28 protein-coding genes and 1 tRNA gene are annotated in these 24581 nt (G+C 70.6%); 17 read left to right on the top strand and 12 right to left on the bottom strand.

The genetic code is table 11. The features are described from left to right. Position 1 precedes the first annotated feature (1 nt). From BM076_RS15910 to BM076_RS15885, 6 genes are read left to right on the top strand one after another with little or no spacing between them, the layout of a single operon-like run. Complete coding sequence (locus BM076_RS15910) at positions 2-2842, top strand: hypothetical protein (protein ID WP_143120577.1); 2841 nt, start codon at positions 2-4, stop codon at positions 2840-2842. Between the two features lie 9 nt (positions 2843-2851). Continuing rightward, the gene (locus BM076_RS15905) at positions 2852-3388 is read left to right on the top strand and encodes a hypothetical protein (protein WP_093714184.1); all 537 of its coding nucleotides are present in this window, start codon (positions 2852-2854) and stop codon (positions 3386-3388) included. A gap of 14 nt (positions 3389-3402) precedes the next feature. After that, positions 3403-4251: a hypothetical protein gene (locus BM076_RS15900; protein WP_093714183.1), complete on the top strand. Its 849-nt coding sequence runs from the start codon at positions 3403-3405 to the stop codon at positions 4249-4251. A gap of 2 nt (positions 4252-4253) precedes the next feature. After that, a complete protein-coding gene (locus BM076_RS37515; protein ID WP_245796081.1) occupies positions 4254-4760 on the top strand; it encodes a hypothetical protein in 507 nt (168 codons plus the stop codon). After that, entirely contained in the window at positions 4760-5194 is a 435-nt protein-coding gene (locus tag BM076_RS15890) for a hypothetical protein (RefSeq protein WP_093714182.1), read from the top strand. Before BM076_RS37515 ends, BM076_RS15890 begins: the two co-directional genes overlap by 1 nt. Beyond that, positions 5181-5495: a hypothetical protein gene (locus BM076_RS15885; RefSeq protein ID WP_093714181.1), complete on the top strand. Its 315-nt coding sequence runs from the start codon at positions 5181-5183 to the stop codon at positions 5493-5495. The genes BM076_RS15890 and BM076_RS15885 overlap by 14 nt, the downstream gene beginning before the upstream one ends. A gap of 48 nt (positions 5496-5543) precedes the next feature. Here BM076_RS15885 and BM076_RS15880 read toward each other — a convergent pair whose 3' ends face one another. Genes BM076_RS15880 through BM076_RS15860 form a run of 5 tightly spaced genes read right to left on the bottom strand, consistent with a single transcriptional unit; the run spans position 5544 to position 7921 of the window. Beyond that, on the bottom strand, positions 5544-5891 hold the full coding sequence (locus tag BM076_RS15880; RefSeq protein WP_093714180.1) for a DUF6233 domain-containing protein: 348 nt from the start codon (positions 5889-5891) through the stop codon (positions 5544-5546). 50 nt (positions 5892-5941) lie between these two features. After that, positions 5942-6259 (bottom strand): hypothetical protein, encoded by a 318-nt coding sequence (locus BM076_RS15875; RefSeq protein ID WP_093714179.1) that lies wholly within the window; start codon positions 6257-6259, stop codon positions 5942-5944. 47 nt (positions 6260-6306) lie between these two features. Then, a complete protein-coding gene (locus BM076_RS15870) occupies positions 6307-7152 on the bottom strand; it encodes a helix-turn-helix domain-containing protein (protein WP_093714178.1) in 846 nt (281 codons plus the stop codon). A 3-nt stretch (positions 7153-7155) separates the two neighbouring features. Beyond that, positions 7156-7677 (bottom strand): DUF6879 family protein, encoded by a 522-nt coding sequence (locus BM076_RS15865; RefSeq protein WP_322935542.1) that lies wholly within the window; start codon positions 7675-7677, stop codon positions 7156-7158. Beyond that, complete coding sequence (locus BM076_RS15860; RefSeq protein WP_093714177.1) at positions 7658-7921, bottom strand: hypothetical protein; 264 nt, start codon at positions 7919-7921, stop codon at positions 7658-7660. The genes BM076_RS15865 and BM076_RS15860 overlap by 20 nt, the downstream gene beginning before the upstream one ends. Positions 7922-8188: 267 nt before the next feature. Between BM076_RS15860 and BM076_RS15855 the strand changes: the two genes are divergently transcribed. The 3 genes from BM076_RS15855 to BM076_RS36615 all read left to right on the top strand — a co-directional run bounded on the left by BM076_RS15855 (position 8189) and on the right by BM076_RS36615 (position 8906). Further along, complete coding sequence (locus BM076_RS15855) at positions 8189-8407, top strand: hypothetical protein (RefSeq protein WP_093714176.1); 219 nt, start codon at positions 8189-8191, stop codon at positions 8405-8407. Beyond that, complete coding sequence (locus BM076_RS15850; protein WP_093714175.1) at positions 8404-8586, top strand: hypothetical protein; 183 nt, start codon at positions 8404-8406, stop codon at positions 8584-8586. Before BM076_RS15855 ends, BM076_RS15850 begins: the two co-directional genes overlap by 4 nt. Before the next feature lie 182 nt (positions 8587-8768). After that, positions 8769-8906 carry a hypothetical protein gene (locus BM076_RS36615; RefSeq protein WP_177246459.1) on the top strand — a complete coding sequence of 46 codons (138 nt, stop codon included), beginning with the start codon at positions 8769-8771 and terminating at the stop codon, positions 8904-8906. Between the two features lie 10 nt (positions 8907-8916). On the opposite strand, the gene BM076_RS15845 is transcribed toward BM076_RS36615, so the two are convergent. After that, positions 8917-9192, bottom strand: coding sequence for a helix-turn-helix transcriptional regulator (locus BM076_RS15845; protein WP_093714174.1), 276 nt, complete (start codon positions 9190-9192; stop codon positions 8917-8919). Positions 9193-9707: 515 nt separating this feature from the next. Beyond that, a tRNA-Arg gene (locus BM076_RS15840) sits at positions 9708-9780 on the bottom strand. A gap of 174 nt (positions 9781-9954) precedes the next feature. Between BM076_RS15840 and BM076_RS15835 the strand changes: the two genes are divergently transcribed. Then, complete coding sequence (locus tag BM076_RS15835; protein ID WP_093714173.1) at positions 9955-11958, top strand: lamin tail domain-containing protein; 2004 nt, start codon at positions 9955-9957, stop codon at positions 11956-11958. A 73-nt stretch (positions 11959-12031) separates the two neighbouring features. Here BM076_RS15835 and BM076_RS15830 read toward each other — a convergent pair whose 3' ends face one another. After that, on the bottom strand, positions 12032-12664 hold the full coding sequence (locus BM076_RS15830) for a TetR family transcriptional regulator (protein WP_093714172.1): 633 nt from the start codon (positions 12662-12664) through the stop codon (positions 12032-12034). A 75-nt stretch (positions 12665-12739) separates the two neighbouring features. Between BM076_RS15830 and BM076_RS15825 the strand changes: the two genes are divergently transcribed. After that, entirely contained in the window at positions 12740-13435 is a 696-nt protein-coding gene (locus tag BM076_RS15825; RefSeq protein WP_093714171.1) for an NAD(P)-dependent oxidoreductase, read from the top strand. 47 nt (positions 13436-13482) lie between these two features. Here the strand turns inward: BM076_RS15825 and BM076_RS15820 are convergent, their stop codons facing one another. Continuing rightward, positions 13483-14184: a type 1 glutamine amidotransferase domain-containing protein gene (locus BM076_RS15820; protein WP_093714170.1), complete on the bottom strand. Its 702-nt coding sequence runs from the start codon at positions 14182-14184 to the stop codon at positions 13483-13485. 172 nt (positions 14185-14356) lie between these two features. On the opposite strand from BM076_RS15820, the gene BM076_RS15815 reads away from it, so the two are divergent. Next, positions 14357-15472 (top strand): LLM class flavin-dependent oxidoreductase, encoded by a 1116-nt coding sequence (locus BM076_RS15815; protein ID WP_093714169.1) that lies wholly within the window; start codon positions 14357-14359, stop codon positions 15470-15472. Next, positions 15469-16212, top strand: a complete 744-nt coding sequence (locus BM076_RS15810) for an FMN reductase (protein WP_093714168.1) — start codon at positions 15469-15471, stop codon at positions 16210-16212. Before BM076_RS15815 ends, BM076_RS15810 begins: the two co-directional genes overlap by 4 nt. A 52-nt stretch (positions 16213-16264) precedes the next feature. Here BM076_RS15810 and BM076_RS15805 read toward each other — a convergent pair whose 3' ends face one another. Further along, a complete protein-coding gene (locus BM076_RS15805) occupies positions 16265-17602 on the bottom strand; it encodes a hypothetical protein (protein ID WP_245796080.1) in 1338 nt (445 codons plus the stop codon). A 642-nt stretch (positions 17603-18244) separates the two neighbouring features. Here BM076_RS15805 and BM076_RS15800 point away from each other — a divergent pair. Next, positions 18245-19816 carry an MFS transporter gene (locus BM076_RS15800; protein WP_093714167.1) on the top strand — a complete coding sequence of 524 codons (1572 nt, stop codon included), beginning with the start codon at positions 18245-18247 and terminating at the stop codon, positions 19814-19816. Between the two features lie 58 nt (positions 19817-19874). Continuing rightward, on the top strand, positions 19875-20672 hold the full coding sequence (locus tag BM076_RS15795) for an ABC transporter ATP-binding protein (protein ID WP_093714166.1): 798 nt from the start codon (positions 19875-19877) through the stop codon (positions 20670-20672). Positions 20673-20710: 38 nt separating this feature from the next. Here the strand turns inward: BM076_RS15795 and BM076_RS15790 are convergent, their stop codons facing one another. Next, a complete protein-coding gene (locus BM076_RS15790; RefSeq protein WP_093714165.1) occupies positions 20711-21196 on the bottom strand; it encodes a MarR family winged helix-turn-helix transcriptional regulator in 486 nt (161 codons plus the stop codon). A gap of 212 nt (positions 21197-21408) precedes the next feature. On the opposite strand from BM076_RS15790, the gene BM076_RS15785 reads away from it, so the two are divergent. Both BM076_RS15785 and BM076_RS15780 read left to right on the top strand, forming a co-directional pair. Next, positions 21409-22077 (top strand): TetR/AcrR family transcriptional regulator, encoded by a 669-nt coding sequence (locus BM076_RS15785; RefSeq protein WP_093714164.1) that lies wholly within the window; start codon positions 21409-21411, stop codon positions 22075-22077. A gap of 185 nt (positions 22078-22262) precedes the next feature. Continuing rightward, complete coding sequence (locus tag BM076_RS15780; protein ID WP_093714163.1) at positions 22263-23771, top strand: MFS transporter; 1509 nt, start codon at positions 22263-22265, stop codon at positions 23769-23771. A 173-nt stretch (positions 23772-23944) separates the two neighbouring features. Here BM076_RS15780 and BM076_RS15775 read toward each other — a convergent pair whose 3' ends face one another. Continuing rightward, complete coding sequence (locus BM076_RS15775; protein WP_177246458.1) at positions 23945-24580, bottom strand: hypothetical protein; 636 nt, start codon at positions 24578-24580, stop codon at positions 23945-23947. Position 24581 lies beyond the last annotated feature (1 nt).

Genomic DNA, 24581 nt, shown 5'->3' with positions numbered 1-24581 from the left:
GGTGGCAGTGAACCCGAACTATCCGGTCATCGAGTCCGCCTGGGGCCCGGCGTGGGACTACAACGCCGGCGCCGTCCCCGCGGACCGGTACGTCGACGTCACCGGGCGGACGCTGGGGACGTTCTCCGGCAGCCGCGGCCGGCAGGCCGAGCTGGACCAGGTGCAGGCCGGGACCGCGTCGGTGGTGCTGTCCAACCCCGACGGCGCCATCGACCCGGCCAACGCGACGGGACCGTACGCGGGGCGGATCCTGCCGTTCCAGCCGTTCCGGCAGCGCGCGCAGTGGCCGCCGTCGGTGAACCTGCTCAACTCCACGCAGGCCACCTGCGGTGCCGGGCTCGGTGGCACCGTGATCGACACCAGTGCGGCCGGGCCGTCGATGTTCACCGAGACCGACCCGGCCGGCGGCCAGTTCCTCACGTCCGGCACGGCCGCCCAGGGCAGCACGGTCGCGCAGTTCGCGGTCGCGGCCACCGCGACCGCGACGCAGTGGATCTGCTACACCGCCCAGCCCGCCGTACGGGCCGGCCAGACCTACACGGTGCAGCTCCAGGTCCGCAACGTCACCCCCGGCACCACGGTGCAGGTCGCCGCCGGATACCGCACCCGCGACGCGAAGAACACCGCGGCGTCCACCGCCGTCGGCTCGACCGCGACCCTGGTGGGCAACGCCACCGCCGCCTGGACACAGCTCACGCTCACCGCGACGGCCGCAGCCAACGCCGCGATGCAGTTCGTGGGCGTGCAGGTCGTGACCGCGCCCGGGTCGGCCGCCAACATCCAGGTCGACGCCTGGCAGCTGGAGCGGGGCAGCGCCGCGACCACCTGGGTGCAGCCCGGCACCTGGTACGGCATGTTCGCCGGGTTCACCGAGCACAACCCCAGCCAGTGGCAGATGGACGGCACCTACGGCACCCTGCTGCCGCCGAGCACGGACGCGTTCGGGCTGCTGTCGCAGGTCAAGCTGCCGGACCCGCTGGCCGCCGAGATCGCCTCCCACAACCCGCGGTTCATCTACCGGCTCGACGACCCCGCCGGATCCACCTCGGCGGCTGACTCCACCGGCAAAAGCCCGCCCATGCCCGTACTCAGCAGCAAGTACGGCAAAGGGGCCTTGTCGTTCGGCGCCGCGGTGACCGCCAACGACACGGTGACCGGTGTCTTCACCGGCAGCAGCGGCACCGTGGCCCACTTCGGCAACCCCAGCGTCGGCGCGAACACCTTCGGGCCCTGCACGTATCTGTCGCTGACCGGCGCGGGCATCACCGGGCCGGTCGACGCCGGCGCCGGATGGACGCGCATGATCGCGTTCCGGTACACCGGCCCGACCCCCGCCTACGCCGCGGACCTGTGGTGCTGCATGGACAACACCCGCAACTCCGCCGGAGCCCCGGCCGGGACCACGCTGATCATCAGCATCGACAGCACCGGGCATCTGGCCCTGAACTCCTCGGGCCCCAACTCCGCCGGAGCCAATCTCTTCGTCCCTCCGTGGCCAGCGGTCACCGACGGCAACTGGCACCTGCTGTTCCTGACCCAGAACGCGGCCACCGGCCAGCGGACCTTCCGCCTCGACGACAGCGGCTTCACCCAGACCATCCCGGCGGGCAACATCCCGCAGGGCCTGACCATGGACAGCATCGGCGCGTTCGTCGACAACCAGATCCGCTTCACCAGCAGCAACTTCGGCGGCGAGATCGCCTTCGTCGCCGAATTCCCCACCGCCCTGGCGGTCAGCGACCGCGAGAACCTCTACAGCGCCTGGAAAGCCTCCTGCGCCGGGGAATCCACCGACGCCCGCTACGCGCGGATCCTGCGCTACGCCGGATACGCCGGGCCCACCAGCATCCAGACCGGCCTGACCACGGCCATGGGCCCGGCCGACTTCGGCGGACAGGACGCCGTCACCGCCCTCCAGGCCGTCGTCGACACCGAAGGCGGCGCCCACTTCGTCGACGGCTCCGGGACCGTCACCTTCCAGTCCCGCGCCGCCCGCTACAACACCCTCACCCCCGCCTACGTCTTCGGCGAGCGCGTCGACCTCGGCGAATTCCCGTACGAGGACTGCCAGCCCGACCAGGACAGCGCCCACCTCGGCAACCAGATCGCGGTCACCCAGCAGGGCACCGGGCAGGTCTTCACCGCCGTCGACGACGCCAGCGTCAAGGCATACGCCCCCCGGACGCTGTCCCGCACGATCAACTCCCTGGACCCGCTGGAGTGCCAGGACGCCGCGTTTTACCTCGCCTCCCGCTACCGGCAGCCGCTGATGCGCCTGGCCGGCATCAAGCTCCACCCGTCGGCCTACCCGGCGCTGTGGCCGGTCTGCCTCGCCCTGGAGCTGGGCACCCGCGTCCGCGTCATGCGCCGCCCCGTCGGCGCACCGGCCACCAGCTACGAGCAGTTCGTCGAAAACCTCGCCTGGACGCTCGACGACAAGGGCGACGCCGTCCTGACCGTCCAGACCTCCCCAGCCGACACCACCCCCTACGGCCTCTTCGCCGCCTGGCACACCACCCTCAAGACGGCCGCCGCGATCGGCGCGACCACGATCACCGTCAACAACAGCCAGGACAACACCAACCCGCTGGCCGCACAGCTCGCCCAAGGGCAGCAGCTCAAGATCGAGCCCGGCGTCACCAACGCCGAGACCGTCACCGTGCAGTCCGTCGGCAACACCAGCCCCGGCTGGACGTCGGCGGTGATCACCCTGACCGCGCCGCTGGCCAAGGCCCACGCCGCAGGCATTGCGGTGACCGAGCTGCTGCCCACCGGACTCACCAACCCGGCCGCATGGGACACCGCCACCTCGATGTTCGACACCGCGACATTCGCCTACTAGGAGGCGCCCGTGCCCCGCATCGTCCCCGTGATGGCGCAGAAAGCCCCCGGCGACCTGATCACCGGCGCCCTGTGGAACGCCAACGTCAAGGCGCTCGGGGACTTCCTCACCGGAACCCCCGCCTTCTGGGGCTACCAGTCCTCCGCCCAGGCCGTCGCGAACGCCACCTTCGCCAGCATCACCTTCGACACCGAGATCATCGACACAGAAGGCGGCCACTCCACCGCCACCAACACCAGCCGGTACGTGTGCCAGGTCGCCGGCACCTACTCCGTCCAGGCCAGCGTCTGCTGGGCAACGAACACCAGCGGATTCCGTGCCTCCCGGATCACCAAGAACGGCACGACCGTCCCCACCAGCGAGCAGATCATCGCGCCCGTCAGCGGCTTCGCCACGACCGCGTTCACCGCCACCGACGTCGCGCTCGCCGTCGGCGACTACATCGAGCTGGGCGGCTACCAGTCCAGCGGCGGATCCCTGTCCACCACCAGCAACGGCGGCTTCGACTACACCAGCTACCTGCGCGCCCGCTGGGAGAGCAACTAGCCCGGGGAGGGCTCATGGTCACACCCGATTGGCGCCGCCTGGTCGACCACGTGATGGCCGTTCCGGAGCGGATCTACGAGCACTGGAACAGCTCCGACGGCTGGGACAACGACACCGAGTTCGGCAAGCAGTTCGGCGAGAACCGCGTCTCCTGGTGCGTGATCTTCGACTGGGACATGTACGCCGACGTGGACCTGAAGGCTGTCGTGCCGAAGGTCGACAACGTCAACGTCTTCACCAACTGGGCGAAGCAGCGCGGCCAGTGGTCGGAGTACCCCAGCCTCGGCGCCTGGGTGAACCTGTCGAACGGCGGCCACACGGAGATCGTCACGGGGTTCGACGAGGTCTACGTCTACACCAAGGGCGGCAACTCCGTGAAGGCCGGCTCGACCGACAACGGCCAGGGCAACGGCGTCTGGTCGCACAAGACGCTCCGCCGTTCGTCGCACGTCGTCGGCTACTTCGCGCCGCGCTTTCCCGACGGGATCTGCCCGCCGACCGCCGACCCCGCCGATCCGCGCGGCGGCAAGCCGGTCGCCGCCTGGCGCTGGACCGGACCGGCCGCACCCACCACCCCGCAGAACAAGCCCGAGGAGGACACCATGCCCGCACCCGTCGATGTCTGGGCCTACAAGAACACCAAGGCCGGCGACAAGCACGACATGCACCAGGCGCTCGTCAACGCCGAGACGAACAGCGCCAAGGCCGCGTCCGCCGTCGCCGCGCTCGACGCGAAGGTCGCCAAGCTCGCGGTCGGCGGCGTCGACCTGGACGCCCTGGCGGCGAAGGTGGCCGCGCTGCTCCCGCGCCCGGCGACGGCGGCCGAGATCGCCGACCTGCTCGCGGCCCGGCTCAAGGCGTGACCGTGGCCGCCGAACTCCCCGCGCGCGGCACACCTGAGTACCGGTGGTGGATGGCCGGCGCCGAGGCCGAAGCCGCCGCTCGCAAGGAGGGCCGCAGCAAGGCCGGGCTCGCCGTCCGGGACTTGGTCGACGGCCTGGCCGAGCACCAACCGGACATGACCGAGGCGGACATCGCCGCCCTCGTCGCCTACGTCTTCGGCGCCACCGAGACGCCGATCCCCACCCAGCAGAACGGATTCGCCATGAGCAGCATCGGACTTCCGCCCGTGACCACCGTCGTCAAGGACGCCAGGACGTACGCCGTCGACCTCGCCGAGCGGGTGGCGTCGACCTTCGTCGTCGCGACCGGCGGTGTCCTGATCACCGCGACCACCGACACCGTCGGGCACCTGAGCTTCTGGCAGAGCGTCGCGGCCGGCGGCGTCGCCGCGGCGGGATCGCTCGTGAAGGGCATCCTCGCGCGGGCCTTCGGCACCAAGGACAGCGCCTCGCTGGCCAAGGGGGTGTGATGCGGGCCGCGCCGGTCCGGCTGGCGTGCGCCCGGGTCGGCTGGCGCGGCCTGGCACTCGTGCTCTCCGGGGTCGCCTGGATCTCCTACGGCGCCGGCCTGACCGTACAGCCGCGGTACGGCACCGTCCGGGGGATCACGGTGCTGCTGCACCTGCTGCCGATGACGGCCTGGGGGTGTCTGTGGATCGCGTGCGGCGTGGCCTGCCTGCTCTACGCGCTGGCCGGCACGGGGCGGGACCAGTCCGGATTGGTGGCGGCGGTGGTACCGCCGCTGCTGTGGGCGGTCGCCTACGCGCTCGGGGGAATGGTGGGGGTGGGGGTGGCCTGGTCGGGGGTGGCACCGTGGGCGTCCCACGCCGGACTGATCTACGTGATTGCCCGGGTGACGCGTCCGCCGCGGATCGTGGTGGTGGGGGCCGATGGAGAATCCTGAGACCTGGCTCGGCGTGCTGGCCATCGCCATCACGACGGCCGGCGCGGTCGTGATGAAGTGGATCAACCGGGGCCGCCCAGAGGTTCAGTTGTACGAGCCCGCGGATCTGGACGGCGCCGACCTGACGACGATCGCGGGCATTGCCACGGTCGTCAGCCGTCAGTCCCTGAAGATCTCCGCGCTGGAGGCGAAGACCGCGGCGCAGGGCCGGTATCAGCGTGTGCTGGTGGCGGCCCTGCTGCGCGCGGGCGTCCCGGTGCCGGACCCTGACCCTGAAGACGAGCCGCTGATACGCGGCTGACCACTGCGCCCCCGCTCGGCTCCGGCCGCGCGGGGGCGCTTTCGGCGTTCAGTCCTCGCGCAGCGCGAGGTCCGGCCGGCACCGCGGGCAGGGGGTCGCGGGGTACGCCGGGTTGGCGAGGGAGTCTCTCGCGGCGCCGCGGTTGAGGGGGGACATCTGCTCGGTGCTGCCGGGGCAGCCGTGCCGGTGCAGGATCGGCATGCGATCGCCCTGGATCGGCTCCAGGCGCCACCATTCCATGCCGGCGGGCGGCTGTATCCGTGGCAGGGGCCGGCCCGCTTCCCGCTGCGCCTTCCGCTCAGCCGTCGCGATCGCCTGCTGCACTTCCGCGAGCTGGAGCCGCAGGTGTGTCTCGATGACACGGAGGCGCGGCAGATCCGGTGGCAGCTCGCTCATGTGTTCGATACTAGCTCCGCGCTGATAGACGAGCATCCGGGCGGGCGTGCCTAGGCTGCGCGCGCGGCCTTGTGGAGGCCCTGGATCGTGTCGATGGCGTGTCCGACTCCGGCCGCGGCGATCGCGACGTGCAGGGCCTCGGCCGCCGCAGACGCTTCGATCATCAGCTCCTCGTGCCGGGCGTCCTCGTCCTCGGTCCACGGGCGAAGGTGCGGGGAGGTCCATTTCGGGGCGTCCTTGACCGGCTCGGCCTCGGCGCGGCGCGCGGTGTCCACGGCCGTACGGTGCTCTTCGACGGCGGCCCATGCCTGGTGGGATCGTTTCTGTGCTGCGATCAGCTCGGGCGGGAAGTCGGTGTCGTCGGCCATGGGCGCACCTTACGACGGGCCTCTGACAACGGTGCACCCGACGCGCGTCACAGCGCCTGAACAGCCCGGACAATCAGCGTCCGCGCGTCCGCCCCGTAGACCGCTTGGGCCGCCAGCTCGGCGAAGGCGTCGGCATACAGGGCGATCTCCGGGGCCTGCGTGATCGTCAGGTGCCCCGAGACGAGCTCGACGCTCACCTGCTCCGCATCGAAGATCCAGAACCCCTCAACCGGCATCCTCGTCCTGTCCGGCCCGGCCGGGATGACGCCCACGCTGACGTTCGGCAGCGCGCTCACCGTGATCAGGTGCCCGAGCTGCCCCACCATTACCTCGGCGCCGCCGATCCCGGACCGCAGGACGGACTCCTCAAGGAGGAATGCGAAGGTCTTGCCCGGCTGGTGCAGCACCGCTTGCCGCTCCATCCGGGCGTCTACGGCCGCGGTCACATCGTCGACCTCGACGCGGCGCCGCTGGACCGCGCGGAGCACGGCCTCGGTGTAGGTACGGCTCTGGATCAGACCGGGGATGAACCACGACGAGTAAGACCGAAACCGGCTGGTGCGCTCGAACAGCGGGCGTACGGCGAGCTGCGCGTGCTTCAGGCCGGCGCGCTCCAGGCGGCGCCACTCGATGAACATGCCCTCGACGGCGCGGAGGGATTCGACGAGTTCGGGTGCCAGGGCGTCGGCGGCGCAGGCGCGGCACCAGACCCTGATGTCGTCGGCCGAGGGCGCGGTTCGGGCGTGCTCGATACGGCTGACCTTGGACGGGTACCAGCCGCACGCGGCGGCGAGGTCCCGGCCGGAGAGCCCGGCCTCCCGGCGGATCTCAGCCAGCCGGTCGGCCAGGACCCGCCGGGCCTGCTGCACGCTCGATGACGCGGAAGTGGGCATGGGTCAGATGGCCGGAGTGTACTCCGTGTGCGGGATGGCCCTGTCCCATACGGCCTCGAACGCCGCAGTGAGGGCCTTGGCCAGGTCGGGGTCGGTGCGGTACTCGCGGCCTTCGGCGGCGAGCTGCCCTTCGCCGGTGAAGTGGTGGAAGAGCACGGTCTCGTCGTCGAACACCCAGAAGTCCGTGGCGGGGAGCAGCAGGTCTACGGCATGGCGCCGTCCGAGCCACCTCACCGCCTCTCCGGCGGCGAGGTTACCGGGCGTCAGGTCGTACTCGTACAGGGCGTAGGGGTGCAGCGGTTCGGACACGACGCGGGCCCGGCGGACGGTCACGCCCCGGGAGACCGCGGCGGCGACGTGGTCGTGCCAGCCGTTCCACCAGGAGCTGCGATCGGTGATGTCGAGCCGTCGCCCGTTCTGCCAGGCGATGAAAGCCGGGTCGTCCAGCATGTAGCTGTCGCGCGTCTCCAGATGGATCGCGGACCGCCGGGCCTTCGCGAGGGCTTCACGTGCTGGGGGTTGCACTGTCGTCTCCGTCCGGGCGGGGGATGTACTGCAACATCTCGGCGGGCAGCCGGATCATCGTCTCGTGGGGCGGGATCGCGGTGGAGTGGCCGGGGATCGAGCCGACCTCCTGGGCCTGGAGGACGGTGGCCTCGTCGGCCTTGTACGACTGGATGATCAGGTCGCCGGTGGTGTCGTCGAGCCAGATGGTTGGGGATTCGTCGACCGGGGTGTTGCTGATGATCCCGAGGAACTTTAGGGCCATGGGCGCATCGCCTCCGAGTGGATTGCACGGGATTCCACCGACTGTCGTCCGTGGCTGATGCGCCGTCAAGAGCGCCTACGGCCGCACGGGGGCGGCCCGTCGCCCGGCGGGGCGGGATCTCGCAGAATCTCGCAGAATCCACTAGGTGGCTGCGGTCAGCGCTCCCTAGCGTCGAAGGGCGCCCGCCTCGTCGCCGATCGGGGCGGGCAAGAAAATGCCCCGCGACCGCGCCACGGTCCGGGGTGTGGACGACCGGGAAGGGTCGACATGAACGAGCCTACAGGCCACGCCCTCGACACCGGGGCGGGCCCGGTACTGCTGGACCACCCGGTCGGGCGCGGCGTGGAGTCGCCCTCCGTCGCCGCGTGGCGGGCCTACATTGAGCACACTCGCAGCGGCTGCGACGAGTGCCGTACGAGTACCCGCACCTGCCCCACCGCCAATGAGCTGTGGGCGGCGTACAGCAAAGCCGGGCGGACGGCGTGACTGCGGCGGCCGTCGCGTTGTGCGCGTGCTGCCAGCAGCCCGTACAGCCGGGGCAGGGCCGGCGTATCCCGGTCGACCAGGGCACCAGTGCGTCGGCCGACGTCCTGCTGCACCGCTGGCTGTGCACCCCGGTGAACGCGTACGGCGGCCGGAAGCGGAACCAACTGGTGCAGCGGTGACCGCGCCGGCCGTGTCTGTGGACTGCGTCTCCGCCACCCTGCTCGGCCCCGTCGGACATAACCGCTGCCCCGGCAACGGACCGACGTACCTCCCGGGGACACCTCGCGGCGGTGCGCCAGCCTTGCCGCAGATACCGTGCGGCTGCCCGTGCCACGGCCGTACGGCGAAGGGCGGGAGCTGAATGCCGCACCCGGAGATCCGGTTCGGCCAGTGCTCCACGTGCGGCGCCCTGGTCGCCATGACGGTGATCGTGGACGAGGAGACGGGCAGCGAGACGCCCGTCGGTCCCGCGTCCTGCCGTAACGGGCACCCGAACTGATCGCCCGCCCTTACGCCCCCCGGCTGCTGGCTGCCCCCGTGCTGGCGGTCGGGGGGTCGGTGTCGAGCAGTTCGCCGATCGTGATGTCGATGGTGTGGGCGATCAGCAGCAGCCAGGAGAGGCGGGCGTCCGTCTCTCCGTTCTCGATGCGCTGGAGGGTGCGGCGGTCGAGGCCGGCGCGGACGATGTCGTCTTGGGTGCGCCCGGCCCATTCCCGGTGTCGGCGGATGCGGTCGCCGAGCGCGCGTCGCTCGGCTGGGAATCTCGGCGGGGGCTTCGTCGGCACCCGTTGAGCCTTGAGCGGCGCAAGATCATCTGTCTGCGTCTGGCTAGACGCTTTTTGTGATCATGATTGAGGTGCGGATACCCGGGTACCTACCTGAGCATCCCGTGATCGAGCCCCACGACCGCGTTCCGTCGTGGGGCTAGAGTTGCTGAGCGAAATCCGAACACATGTTCACACGATCGGGTGAACAACGAGGTCAGCATGCATCCGTTAGGCAGTGGGAGGCATCTGACCCCCATAAGCGCGCCGGGGACCGTATCGGGCGGCCCCGTGTCGGGACCTCGGCGCAAGGCGGCCCCCCGCGGTGAACTCGCGGGGGGCCGTTCTTCATTCTGCCTCGCCGCGCTGGGAGATCCGTCCGGGGAATTTTGGGGACGGATCGGGGACGACTGCCCTCAAGTAGGTTCCAGAAGAGGGTCAGCGGATTCCGAGAGATTCCAGGAAACGGCGAACGGCCAGGGCCCGCATACGCGTTGACCTGGCCGTTCGTGTGCTCCGCTGCTGGTGAGCAACGGTGCCCCAGGCAGGATTCGAACCTGCGACACCAGCTTTAGGAGAGCTGTGCTCTATCCCCTGAGCTACTGGGGCGGGGAACACCGCGCAGTATAGCCGCTGCGGTGATCCACCGAGCGCGGGAGCCTCCCCGGCGGCCGCCCGCCGGCGTGGAACCGCCGCCCGGGCGTCCGGCGTTCGGGTGCGCAGCCGGTGGCGTTCAACCTGCGTACACCCGGCTTCAAGGCCGGGGCATCATAGTTCCGCCTCGTGTCTACTTCTTCCTCCCGGTCCCGCCTCGCCTCCACCGGCGCCGCGGGGCTGGCCCTGTCCGGACTCGTCCTCACCGGTCTGGTCGTCGCGCGGCCCGCGGTCGCCGCCGACGCGGCCGGCTACCAGAACATTCGGATCAACGAAGTCACCTCGTCGAACAGCGACACCGTCGAGCTGTACAACACCGGCTCGACCGCGGTGAGCATCAGCGGCTGGAAGATGTCCGACGACAGCTTCTCGGCGCAGTCGTTCAGCCCCTCGTCGAGCACGATCCCGGCGGGCGGCTTCGTCACCTTCAACTCGCCCAAGGGACTGGGCGACTCCGACAAGCTGGTGATCCACACCTCCGGCGGCACGGTCGTCGACCGGGTGGACTGGGCGACCGACAAGGCCAAGCCGGCGATGGCGCGGTGCGGCGGCGACGGCACCGGGACGTGGGTCACCACGACGGCGACGACCACGTTCGGCGCGGCGAACGCCACGGGCTGCCCCGCGTCGGTGCCCGCGTCGAGCGGCGTACGGATCAACGAGGTCACCTCCAGCGGCGCGGACACCGTGGAGCTGTTCAACGGCGGCACGTCCGCGGTGAACATCGGGTCGTGGAAGTACGTCGACGGCGACACCGGCCACAGCCCGGCGACCGTCTCGTCCTCCTCGCCGAGCGCGACCACCGTCCCCGCGGGCGGCTACGTCACCTTCGACTCCACCATCGGCCTGGGCGACAACGACTCGGTCTTCCTGCTCGACGGCAACGGCAACACCGTCGATTCCGTGACGTGGGCCACCGACGGCGCCAAGCCCTCGTACGCCCGCTGCGCCAACGGCACCGGCGCGTTCCGGACCGCCACGGCCGCGACGCTCGGCGGCACGAACTCCTGCTCGGGCACCGGCGACGGCGGCACAGGCGGTGGCACCGGCGGTGGCGGCACCGGTGGTGGCACCGGCCATCTGCTCGGCGGCGGGGGTTCGCTGACCAGCGGCTGCACACCCGAAGCGCCCTCCGGTACGGGCTCCACCCCGTCGGGCACCTCGGCGTGGCCGGGCGGTCTCGACGTCACGATCGCCGACAACGTCTGCGCGTTCACCACGTCCACCGGTCCCGAGGGCCGCGACGTGAGCGGCCTGGCCTTCGCCCCGGCCGACCCGTCGGTGCTGTGGGCCGCCAAGAACAAGAACTGGCTGTACAAGCTGGTCAAGAGCAACGGCAAGTGGATCCCCGACGCGTCCTGGAGCGCGAAGGGCAAGCAGATCCGCTTCGCCGGCGGATCGGGCGAGCCGGACTCCGAGGGCGTCACCGTCGGCGGCAACGGCCACATCTACGTGACCTCCGAGCGGGACAACACCAAGAATTCGGTCCCCAAGGACACGATCATGGAGTTCGACCCCGCCGCGACCGGAACGACCCTCGCACCGGTCCACCAGTGGGACATGACCTCGCAGTTCCCGCAGCTCGACACCGGCAGCAAGGACGACGCCAACCTGGGCTTCGAGGGCGTCGGCTACGTACCGGACAGCTGGCTGACCGCGAACGGCTGGACCGACCCGCTCACCGGCGCCGCCTACAACCCGGCGAACTACCCGCTGCACGGCTCGGGCCTGTTCTTCGCCGGCCTGGAATGGGACGGCACCCTGCACGTCTACGGCCTCAACTCCAACGGCACCTTCACCACCTTCGGCACCGTCGCGACCGGCAAGCCGTCGGTGATGGACGTGACCTACGACGCCGGAACCCAGCGCATCGTGGCGACCTGCGACAACACCTGCGGCGAGACGCACACCTTCCTGAAGGTCAACTCCGCGGGAGCGATCGTGCCGGACGTGACCTACACCAACCCGGCCGTCATGCCGACCGACAATCTGGAGGGCTTCGCGATCGCGCCGACCTCCACCTGCGTCAACGGCGAGCGCGAAGCGGTCTGGAGCGACGACGGCATCTACGGCTTCGGCTCCGGAAGCTCGTCCTACGGGCACGCCCTCTACAGCGGCACCTTCCCCTGCTGAACCGGTGAGCCGGTGAGCCGGTGAACCGCTGAGCCGGTGGACTACTGATCCGCGTGTCCGAAGCTCCCGGTGGTCAGGGCCGTACGGTCCCCCGGCCGCCGGGAGCTTTCGCGTGCGGCCTCGGCGCCAGAGCCGCACGCAGCGCCGGCGTGAGGATGCGGCGCGTCTCGGCCGGGGTGAGAGTGGCGGGCGTGGGGAGCGGATTGAGGTAGCGGGTGTAGATGAGGCCGCCGAGGACCGTCACCACGGCCGTGGCACGGGACGTGGCGTCCCGGCCGCCGAGAAATTCAACAAGACGGGCCAGCAGCTCGCGTTCGAGGAATTCCCGGATCACCTCGGCGGCCTCGTCGCTCCGGGCGGTGAGCCGCAGGAAGTCGGCGTCCTCCCACAGACCCGTCACCGCGTCGATCAGGCGGCCGGGCAGGGTGACCGGGTCGCCGCCGAGCACGTCGTCCACCGCCAGCGCGTTGACGCACTGGAACTGCATCACGTCCGCGAACAGGCCCTTCTTCGAGCCGAAGTGGTACGCGATCAGCGCCGGGTCGACGCCGGCCGCGGCGGCCACCGCGCGGACGGTCGTACGCCGGTATCCGCGTTCCAGGAACAGCGCGTGGGCCGCCGTGACGATCGACTCGCGGGTCGGCGGCCTGCCACGGGGACGGCCACGGGTGCGGGCGGGGGAGCGGGCAGGTGCGGCGGAGTTCATCAGCGTTGAGCCTGCGGTGGGTGATCGGCACAGTCAAGGCGTTCCGACAACCCGACGAACGGACGACCCGACACCATGCGTATCGCAGTCTTCGGCGCCAACGGACCCACCGGCCGCCACCTCACCGACCAGGCACTCGCCGCCGGCCACGACGTCGTCGCCGTGACCCGCCGCCCCGGCTCCCTGCCCTCCGGGCGGCCGGGCCTGACCGTGGCCGTCGCCGACGCCACCGATCCGGCGGCCGTCGCCGACGCGGTCGCCGGCACGGACGCCGTCCTGTCCGCGCTGGGCACGCGCTTCAGCAAGGAGACCATCACCACGTACTCGGCGAGCGCCACGGCCATCACCGGGGCCATGGCCCGCCACGGCGTCACGCGCCTGCTCGCCATCAGCTCCAGCATCGCCGATCCGGACTGGCGCCCCACCGGCGCGCACTTCTTCAACCATGTGCTCGACCCGCTGGTGAACCGGCGCCTCGGCCGTACCCTCCACGAGGACATGCGCCGTATGGAGGACGTCATCCGCCGGACGGACCTCGACTGGACCCTCGTACGGCCCTCCGGCCTCTTCGAGCACCCCGGCGTCACGGACTACCGCACCGCCGGGACCAGCGCCGACGGCGTCTTCACCGCCCGCTCCGACCTCGCCGCGAGCATGCTGCGCGAACTGGAGGAACGGCGGTACGTCCGGATGGCCATGGGTGTCATCACGACCGCCGTGAAGCCGAACATCGCCAAGCTGATCTGGCAGGAGGGCGTGAAGAAGAAGTGAGCCGGGCGGCCTGGCCCTTTCGGGGCGTCCGGGCCGTCCGGGCCCGGTCACGGCAGCAGTTCGAGGATCTCGGCGGCGAGCGGGCCCGCGGAGGCGGGGTTCTGGCCGGTGTGCAGATTGCGGTCGCTGACGGTGTGCGGCGCCCAGGGGGCGCCTTCCTGGAAGTCCACGCCGAGCCGGACGAGGCGGTCCTGGAGCAGCCAGCGGGCCTTGTCGGCGAAGCCCGCCTGGGTCTCCTCGACGTTGGTGAAGGCGGTCACCCGGTAGCCCGCGAAGGGGGAGGGGGCGGCGCCGTCCGGGCCGGTGGTGGCGAGCAGCGCGGCGGGCGCGTGGCAGACGATGCCGAGCGGCTTGCCGGAGGCCAGCGCCGCGTTGAGCAGCGCGCCGGAGTCGGTGTCGGCCGACAGGTCCTCCATGGGGCCGTGGCCGCCGGGGTAGAAGACGGCGTCGTAGTCGTCGAGGCTGACGTCCGCCAGCGCCACCGGGTGCTGGAAGGCGGTGATCTTCGTCAGCTCGTCGGCCATCGCCGCCGCGCCCTCCTCGCCGCCGTTGAACTCGGGCGCGAGGCTCGCGCGGTCCACGGCCGGCACGACACCGCCCGGGGTCGCGACGGTCACCACATGGCCCGCTTCGGTGAAGGTCCGGTACGGGACCACGGCCTCCTCCGCCCAGAAGCCGGTCGGGTGCGCGGTGCCGTCGGCGAGCGTCCAGTGGGTGGCCCCGGTCAGGACGAACAGGATCCTTGCCATGGAGATGCCCTTCTCTCTCTTTCGCCGATGCGTTGCCCCCACCGGCCAACGTACGCCGGGACCGGGCGGGGAGGCGCGGGGAGGTGCGGGGAGGAATACGCGGGCGTGGCATACTGTTCGGGAAGTTGAATGCTCAACCAAACAGGATGGGCGAGACAGGACGGTGGGTGCGATGCAGTTCGGGATCTTCACGGTCGGTGACGTCACCACGGACCCGACCAACGGACGGACGCCGAGCGAGCACGAGCGGATCAAGGCGATGGTGACCATCGCGCAGAAGGCCGAGGAGGTCGGCCTGGACGTCTTCGCGACCGGCGAGCACCACAATCCGCCCTTCGTGCCGTCCTCGCCCACCACCATGCTCGGCTGGATCGCGGCCCGTACCGACCGCATCATCCTGTCGACCTCCACCACGCTGATCACCACGAACGACCCGGTGAAGATCGCCGAGGACTACGCGATGCTCCAGCACCTGGCGGACGGCCGCGTCGACCTGATGATGGGGCGCGGCAACACCGGGCCGGTCTACCCGTGGTTCGGCAAGGACATCCGGCAGGGCATCCCGCTGGCCGTCGAGAACTACGCCCTGCTGCACAAGCTGTGGCGCGAGGACGTCGTCGACTGGGCGGGCAAATTCCGTACGCCGTTGCAGTCGTTCACCGCCACGCCGCGCCCGCTGGACGGCGTGCCGCCGTTCGTGTGGCACGGCTCCATCCGCAGCCCCGAGATCGCCGAACAGGCCGCGTATTACGGCGACGGCTTCTTCCACAACAACATCTTCTGGCCGATGGAGCACACCAAGAAGATGGTCGGCCTCTACCGGCGCCGGTTCGCCCACTACGGGCACGGCACCGAGGAGCAGGCCGTCGTCGGGCTCGGCGGGCAGGTGTTCATGCGCCGCAATTCGCAGGACGCCGTGCGCGAATTCCGGCCGTATTTCGACAACGCCCCCGTCTACGGGCACGGCCCCTCGCTGGAGGACTTCACCGAGCAGACGCCGCTGACCGTCGGCTCCCCGCAGGAGGTCATCGAACGGACGCTGACCTTCCGCGACGCCGTCGGCGACTACCAGCGCCAGCTCTTCCTGATGGACCACGCCGGGCTGCCGCTCAAGACCGTGCTGGAACAGCTCGACCTGCTCGGCGAGGAGGTCGTGCCCGTGCTGCGCGAGGAATTCGCCAAGGGCCGGCCCGCCGAGGTGCCCGACGCGCCCACCCACGCCTCCCTCGTCGCCCGCCGCGACGCGGAGGCCGCCACGGACGGCAACGCGATGGAGGTGCGGGCATGACGTACGCGAACGCCGTCAGCGGCGTCAACGGTGTCGACGGTGAGGGGGCGCGCCGGCTCACCGTCGTCACCGCCGGTCTCAGCCAACCGTCGTCGACCCGGCTGCTGGCCGACCGGCTCACGGAGGCGGTACGGCGGCACGTCGCGGGTGACGTCGAGGTGCGGGTGGTCGAGCTGCGCGACCTGGCCAACGACATCGCGCACAACATGCTCACCGGCTTCCCTGCGCCGGGTCTGCGCGACGCCGTCGACGCGGTGACCGGCGCTGACGGCCTGATCGCCGTCACCCCGGTGTTCAGCGGCTCCTTCAGCGGACTGTTCAAGTCGTTCTTCGACGTCATCGACAAGGACGCGCTGGCGGGCACCCCGGTGCTGGCGGCCGCCACCGGCGGCACCGCCCGTCACTCGCTGGTCCTGGAGCACGCCATGCGGCCGCTCTTCGCCTACCTGCGGGCGATTGTCGTACCGACGGCCGTGTACGCGGCCTCCGAGGACTGGGGCGCGACGGCCACCCGAAACGGTGACCGTCCCGGCCACGGTGTTGACGACGGCGTTGACGGCACCCTCGCCGCACGCATCGACCGCGCAGGCGCCGAACTCGCCGCCCTCATGAACGCCCGCCCGTCCCGCCCGGTCGGTGGGGTCGGCGAGGCCGGTGCGACCGGTGCGGGTGACGAAACGGACGACGACGCCGTGGTGCCGTTCGCCGAGCAGCTCGCCGCACTGACCGTACGCGGGTGAGGGTGACTTCCGGGGCGGCGTATTGACGATCCCGGTTGACGGGTCCGGGCGGCTACGACGCGGTCGCCCCGGACCCGGGCCCGTGCGGGCCGCCCGCCGCGGCGGTGGTGTCGGTGTCGGTTGGACGGTCGTCCAGGAATTCCACGACCGCCAGCCCCGCAAGCGCCACTACCGCGATCCAGAAGATCACCATGCCGGTCGGGTACGACCACAGCGCCAGCACCACGGACGCGACGGCGACGACCGCCCAGCGCAGCCAGACGCGGAAACGGTTCACCCACGGACCCACCGGCCCCAGCGACGTCACCCCCGCGGCCTCCCGTACGGCCGCGATCCCCGACTCCCACATGGCGCGCACCCGCACCGCCCACCGCCCCGGACCGCTCAGCCACGCACCCAGCGCGACCACGACCCCCAGTGTGATGACCATCCGGACACTCGCCCGCAGAAAACGCACCACTTGGTCGTAGACCGCCGCCGCTGCCGCATGGTGCACATCGGGCGCGAGGTGATCGAGGTAGAAGGTGCGGAAGAGGGCCAGTGCGATACCGAGGACGGCGACACCCGCGGCGATGCCGAGCGCGGCGGCCACCAGTGCCCGCCGCCGGCGCACCGCGAGCAGCACCCCGGCGCCCGCGACGACGACGGCCACCACCGGCAGCCAGTCCCCGGCCAGTTGCAGCGCCCGGAAACCGGTCTTCACCCGCCCGATCTCGTCGGACTTCACCAGCGTGAAGTCCGTCCGCACCTCGGGAATGCTCGCCGCCGCCTTCAGCCCGCGGTCCACCAACTGCTGCTTCACCGTGGCGACCACCGGCGCCAGATCGAGCGTCACCGTGTTGTTCTCGACCTGCACCGCGGAATCGTTACTGCCCGTCAGCGCGTCGACGACCGCGGTGTGCGCCTGACGGTTCAGCTGCTCCCACACCGTCGAGAAGGCGCCGCTCGACACAAAGGTCAGCACCGTGCCGTGCACGAAGTCCTTCACCCCGGCGCCGATCGGCCCGCTCAGCCCGCCGAGCGCCGCCTCGATCCCCGGCCGGTCCGACGGCGTCACGCTCGACAGCAACGAGTCCAGGTCGACGCGGTCCATGATCGCCGACGTCACCCGGTCGGATATGCCCGCCTGCACATGCGGGTTGTCGGCCAGCGGCGCCATCGTCTGCACATAGCGGTCGGTGCTGCCCATGACGTCGGCCACCCACACCGCCACGGCGCTGAGCGGCGCGAACACCGCCGCCAGTGTGATCAGCACAGCGGAGAAGAACGACCGCAAACGGTGCCGTGACGTCAGCCCCGCCACCCGCGCCCGCAACGCCGTCAATTCGGCGCGCTCGCCGTCGTCCAACGGCCCCGCCCCCGACGCGGGGCCGCCCGCGGTGGCCGCCATCCACGTACCCCCTGCCTGCGCGCTGCCCGCGCCCTGCTCGTGCGGTGACCGCCCGAACGGACCGGTCACCCTCAAGGGAACGTGCTGCCCGCGGCGGGCGCGCGCGGAGTTGGTACGTCAGGGTCTACGGCGGCGACGGTGGCGGGGTTGTCGCCAAATCGCCTTTTGCGGAGTCCGTGGCGGTGTGGGGTGACACGTCGCGGTACCTCACCGCGCACCGGCCCGCTCACCGGGTCACGCCATCCGAGTGACGATGCGTTAGTCGTATGGAATGGGTGGTTACTCATTGTTGTGTCGGTGCCGCACACCTGGTGAAGCGCCGGTCGCGCGGCGGACCACTCCGTGACCGTCATCGCCACCCGGGACGGTCGTCCGATGGCGGTCGCGGTTAATTCCCGGCCCGGCGCGCGGCCACCGCCGCGGACGTCACCGACACCAGGAACGGAGGGGCCGCCGCGGCTCCCGGTACGGGGACCGGGTCCGCGGCGGCCCCTCGGCACACGGGCCGGCGCCCACCCGCGCGGCCGTCCTGACGGCCGCCGCCGTCTCGCCCGGCCGCCGCCGTCTCGCGTGGCGAGGCCGCTGAGCTGCGCCTAGCGTGGAACTGCCCGGGGGACGGCCGCGCCAAGGGAGACCCACGTCATGGCCCGTAGCACGCCGGACACCTCAGCAGCATCCGGACTCGGCAGCGGCCCCCAGCCCGGCGGGAAACCGGGCCGCAGCAGCGTCGTCGGCACCCCGTCCCACCGCTGGTGGGTGCTCGGCGTGATCGGCCTGGCGCAGCTCATGGTGGTGCTCGACGCGACCATCGTGAACATCGCGCTGCCCTCCGCCCAGCAGGATCTCGGCTTCACCGACGGCAACCGCCAGTGGATCGTGACGGCCTACGCCCTCGCCTTCGGGTCGCTGCTGCTGCTCGGCGGCCGGCTCGCCGACCTCGTCGGCCGCAAGGCGGTCTTCCTGACCGGCCTGATCGGCTTCGCGGTCGCCTCGGCGATCGGCGGCGCCGCCCCCAACTTCGGCGTCCTGGTCACCGCACGCGCCCTCCAGGGCATGTTCGGCGCCCTCCTGGCGCCCGCGGCCCTGTCGCTGCTCACCACGACCTTCACCGACGCCAAGGAGCGCGCCAAGGCGTTCGGCATCTACGGCGCCATCGCGGGCGCCGGCGGCGCCGTCGGCCTGCTGCTCGGCGGCCTGCTCACCGAATACCTCGACTGGCGCTGGTGCCTGTACGTCAACCTGGTCTTCGCCGTGCTCGCCTTCGTCGGCGGCCTACAACTGCTGCACGGCGGCACCCTGCCCGACCGCCCCAAGCTGGACATCCCCGGCACCGCCCTGGTGTCGGCCGGCCTGTTCTGCATCGTCTACGGCTTCTCCAACGCCGAGACCCACCATTGGGGCTCCGTGCAGACCTGGGGCTTCCTGGTGGCGGGCGGCATCCTGCTGATCGCCTTCTACGCCTGGCAGCGCCGCGCCGAGCACCCACTGCTGCCGCTGCGGGTGGTGACCGACCGCGACCGAGGCGCGTCCTTCCTGGCGATGTTCATCTCCGGCGCCGGTATGTTCGGCGTCTTCCTGTTCCTGACGTACTACCTCCAGCAGAGCCTGCATTACTCGCCCGTCTCCACCGGCCTCGCATTTCTTCCGATGATCGCCGTGATGATCGTGACGTCGGTGACCACCACCAATGTGCTGGTGCCGCGCATCGGCGCGCGGCCGATCGTGCCGACGGGCATGGCGCTGGCAGGCGTCGCCATGGTGTGGCTGACCGCCCTCGACCTCAACAGCACCTATGCCGCGCACGTATTGCCGCCGCTTCTGGTGATGGGTCTCGGCCTCGGCTCGATCTTCGCCACGGCGATGAATCTGGCCACCGCGGGTGTTCAGGCGCACGACGCGGGCGTCGCCTCCGCCATGGTGAACACCTCGCAACAGGTCGGCGGTTCCGTCGGCACCTCACTGCTGAACACCCTCGCCACCAGCGCCGCCACCAGCTACCTGGTGGGCCGCCAGCGCACCCCGGCATCGGCCGCCCAGGCGCAGCTGCACAGCTATTCCACCGCTTACTGGTGGTCGGCGGCCTTCTTCGCGGTCGGCATGGTGGTGACCTTCGTCCTCTACCGCAGCGGAAAGCCGCGCAGCCTGGCGCAGGCCGGCGAAACCGGCGCCAATGGTGACGGCGACCCCGAGGCGCCGCCCGCCGTGCACATGTGAACTCTCACATGGTGGAACCCCGCCGCAGGAAGGTGGTGGATACAGCTACCGTGCCGTCATGACAGCCAACACCGTGGTGGCCGCTCTCGACGCCGCCAGCGTCCGCCGCCTCACCACCGGCCAGGTCATCCTCGACGACGTCAGCTGGACCGTACGCTCCGGCGAGCACTGGGCCCTGCTGGGCGCCAACGGCGCGGGCAAGACGACGGTGCTCCGCCTCATCGGCGCCCTCATGCACCCCACCACCGGCACGGTCGACGTGCTCGGCCACCGCCTCGGCCGCGTCGACATGCGCGAACTGCGCGCCCACATCGGCCTGGTGTCGTCGTCGCAGAAGGTCCCGCTGGACGCCGCCGCGCACACCGTCGTGCTGACCGGCCACACGGGCACGGTGCAGCCGCTGTGGCGCAAGTACGACGCGGAGGTCCGCGAGCGCGCCCACGAGCTGCTGGCGGAGCTGGAGATCAAGGACCTGGCGGACCGCGCGTACGGCGTCTGCTCCGGCGGTCAGCGCGCCCGCATCCTCGTGGCGCGCGCACTCATGGCCGACCCTGCGCTGCTGCTGCTCGACGAGCCCTTCAACGCCCTCGACCTGCCCTCCCGCGAGGATCTCATCGACGCCATGCACCGCCTCGCGCTCACCCGTACGGGTCTCGCGACCATCACCGTCACCCACCACCTGGAGGAGCTGTCACCCGCGATCGGGCACGTACTGCTGCTCAAGGAAGGGCGGGTGCTGACATCGGGACCTGCCGAGCAGGTGCTGACCGGTGAGCGGATGACGCAGTGCTTCGGGCGGCCCATCGAGGTCAGCCGGCACGAAGGGCGGTGGCTCGCCCGCTCCGGGCGGCGCTGACCGCAAAGGGTGACTTCACGGGCGCCGTATTGACGGCCTCAGCGAAGCCACGGCAGGTCGGCGCGGTCCGGCCGGTGCAGACCCTCGGCGATGATGCGCGAGATCTCCCCTAGCTGGGCGGTCTGCTCGGGAGTGAGCCGGTCGAAGATCGCCGACCGCACGGCGTCGACATGACCGGGTGCGGTGCGCACCACCTCGTCGTAACCGGCGTCGGTGAGCACCACGACCTGACCGCGGCGGTCGGACGGGCAGCTCTCGCGGCGCAGCCACCCATTGCCCTCCAGCCGCGCGACGGCGTGCGAGAGCCGGGAGCGGGTGATCTTGGCGCGCTCGGCGAGTTCCGTCATCCGCATACTGCGGCCGGGCGTCTCCGATAGCGTGCTGAGCAGCGCGTAGTACATGTGCGGCATGCCCGCGTCACGCTGGAGCTGACGGTCCAGATGGTCCTCGAGCAGCGTCGTGGCGTGCAGGAAAGCGCGCCAGGTCGCCTGCTGGTCTTCGGTCAGCCATGTCATGGTGTTCATGGTACGTGCACTTCTTGAAGTTTCAATAAAAATGGCCCGTCGTGGCCCGCTCTCCGAGTGTGACGCAGGTCACAAGCGTGACAGGAAATATCCGGGGACGCGCTCCCCGTTTAGCCAGATGTCCGCGAAACGGGGAGTAGCTTTCCGTTTCAACTTCAACTTACGGGGACCGTGTCCCGTACTGCCGGATCGATCGGAAGGAGCCGTACGCCGTGACCGTCGACATCGTTGCTACGACCAGCAGCAGCAAGCCGCCGCGGACCGTGCGGCTGCGCGCCGACGCCACCCGCAACCGTGAGCGCATCGTCGCCGCCGCCCGCGAGGCCATCGTGGAGTTCGGCCCCGACGTACCGCTCGACGAGGTGGCCCGCCGGGCCGGTGTGGGCAACGCCACGCTCTACCGGCACTTCACCGACCGCGCGGAACTGATCCGCCAGGTCACCCTCTCCGTCATGGCCACGACCGCCGAGCGGGCCGAAGACGCCCTCGCTCAGGAGCCCGACGCCTTCTCCGCGCTGCGCCGCTTCGTCTTCGAGGCGGCGGAGGAACGGATCGGGGCGATGTGCCCGATGCTGTCGGACGCCTTCGACCGCCAGGACCCCGCGGTCACCCAGCAGGTGGACCGGCTGGAGCGATCGGTCATCGCCATCATGGACCGCGCGCAGAGCGCCGGCCTGCTCCGTACCGACATCGCTGTCGGCGACCTGATGGTCGCGCTGACCCAGCTCACCCGGCCGCTTCCCGGGACCGGCTGCGTCGGCTTCGACCGCTTCGTCCACCGCCACCTTCAGCTCTTCCTCGACGGGCTGCGCGCCCCCGCCGGATCCGTGCTGGTCGGGACCGCGGCCACCCTGGAGGACCTCAAAGCCGGAAATAAATAGTTCGCAATGCCCATGAACCGGGCGATAGCGTAGGAAAGTTCACCGACACACCGAAGCGCAGCTCACGGCCGCTCGACCGATGAACACCGCGACCGGATCCCGGACCACGATCCGCGCCCGGCGAACAGCTCGCTGACACACGTCCCCACGTCCTGTCACTCCGCATCCATTAGTGAGATCCAGTCATGCCTGAAACACGCCTTCCCGATCCCAAGCGCTGGACAGCGCTGATATTCATCGCCATCGCCCAGCTCATGGTCGTACTCGACGCGACCGTGGTGAACATCGCACTGCCCTCCGCGCAGGCCGACCTCGGCATCTCGGACGGCAACCGCCAGTGGGTCGTCACGGCCTACACCCTGGCCTTCGGTGGCCTGCTGCTCTTCGGCGGCCGCGTCGCCGACCTGTGGGGACGCAGGAACGCCTTCATCGTCGGCCTGCTCGGCTTCGCCGCGGCCTCCGCGCTCGGCGGCGCCGCCGTCAACACGGCGATGCTGCTCGGCGCCCGCGCCCTCCAGGGCGTCTTCGGCGCCCTGCTCGCGCCCGCCGCGCTCTCGCTGATCTCCGTGATGTTCACCGACGCCAAGGAGCGCGCCAAGGCGTTCGGCATCTACGGCGCCATCGCCGGCGCCGGTGCCGCCGTCGGCCTCATCCTCGGCGGTGTCCTCACCGAGTACCTGAACTGGCGCTGGGCCCTGTTCGTCAACATCTTCTTCGCCGTCGTCGCCGTGCTCGGCGCGATCGCCTTCATCCGTGAACCGGCCGAGGGCCGCAACCGCAACCGCCTCGACATCCCCGGCGTGATCCTCGCCAGCACCGGCCTGGTCGCCCTCGTCTACGGCTTCAGCCGCGCCGAGTCCGACGGCTGGAAGGCCGGCGTCACCATCGGCCTGTTCGTCGCCTCCGTGGTGCTGCTCGCCGCATTCGTGGTCGTCGAGGGCAAGGTCAAGGCCCCGCTGCTGCCGCTGCGCGTGGTCACCGAGCGCAACCGCGGCGGTGTCTACCTCTCGCTGGGCCTGGCCATCATCGGCATGTTCGGCCTGTTCCTGTTCCTGACCTACTACCTGCAGACGGTCATGGGCTACTCGGCGCTCAAGTCGGGCTTCGCCTTCCTGCCGATGGTCGGCGGCATGATCGTCGGCTCCACGCAGATCGGCACCAGGCTGATGCTGCGGGTCCGGCCGCGCTTCCTGATGGCGCCGGGCTTCCTGGTCGCCGCCGTCGGTATGTTCATCCTCGCGCAGATCAAGGTCGACTCCAGCTACGCCGAGGTCCTGCTGCCCGGCCTGATCCTGATGGGTCTCGGCATGGGTACGGCGTTCATGCCGGCGATGAGCCTGTCCGCGCACGGTGTGCGGCCCGAGGACGCCGGTGTCGCGTCCGCCATGGTCAACACCTCGCAGCAGGTCGGCGGCTCCATCGGTACCGCCCTGCTCAACACCCTGGCGGCGAGCGCCACCACCACGTGGATCCACTCGCACGTCAAGAGCCCGGCCGACCTGAAGAACCAGCTGTTCGTCAACCAGGCCGCCGTGCACGGCTACTCGGTCGCCATCTACTGGGCCACCGCCATCCTCGTGGTCTCCGCGATCCTGGCCTTCACCCTGGTGAACGCCGAGGTCCAGAACACCGCGGAGCGCGTCGGCGACGGCGACTCCGTCGAGGACATGCCGATCCCGGTCATCGCCCACTGACGACCCGGACGACGCTCAGACCGTCCAGGCGTCGCTCACCCGATCCGGTGAGCGTCTGAAAACGGCAGGTGCCCGCTTCTTCGAACGAGTGAAGAGGCGGGCACCTGCCGTTTGTCGTTCCGTACGCCCGGACCGCGGCGCGACTGTACGCGTCGCATGTGTTCCGTACGGCCTCAGAGACCCTGGGGCCAGTCGTAGGAGTCCGGCACGGTCACCTTCTGCGAAGGCGCGCCGTAGACGAGCGCGATCTCCTCGTGCGCGGCCAGCTTGATCGCGGCCGGGTCGCCGGTCTGCTCCTTGCCGTTGACGTAGACGTGCAGCTCCTTGCCGCCGCCGGTCTTGAGCGTGCCGAGGGTGTCCTTGGTCAGCGGTACGTTCCACTCGGTCATGAACTCGCCGAGGGTGAAGTCGGCCTTCACCGGCGACTCGATGTGGACGACGCCGCTGGTGTCGTGCGTGTGCAGCGGACTGATCTGCTGCTTGGCCTCGTCGATGCCGATCAGCGCCGGCACGGTGACGGCCTTGCCGTCCACGAACACATCGAGGTGGCTGTGGATGTGCAGCACCTGGCCCTCCTGCCCGAGCATCGGCAGCCCGGCCGCCTTGACCTGCGCCGAGGCGTCGGCCGGCGCCGGCCACGCGACGGAGGCGGCCGCGGGCTTGCTGTCGGTGCTGCCCGCCGCGCTCGGCGAGTTGCCCGCGCCCTTGCTGTCGTCGGACGTGGAGTCGGAACCGGAGCCGCAGGCGGCCAGGGTCACGGCACCGGCCAGCACGGCCACACCGATCGCGACGCGTCGTCGTTTCTGCATG

It is taken from the genome of Actinacidiphila alni, assembly GCF_900112845.1.
Classification (GTDB): Bacteria; Actinomycetota; Actinomycetes; order Streptomycetales; family Streptomycetaceae; genus Actinacidiphila; species Actinacidiphila alni.
Note: the sequence above shows the minus strand (reverse complement) of the source record. Positions and strands in the feature narration are given on the sequence as shown.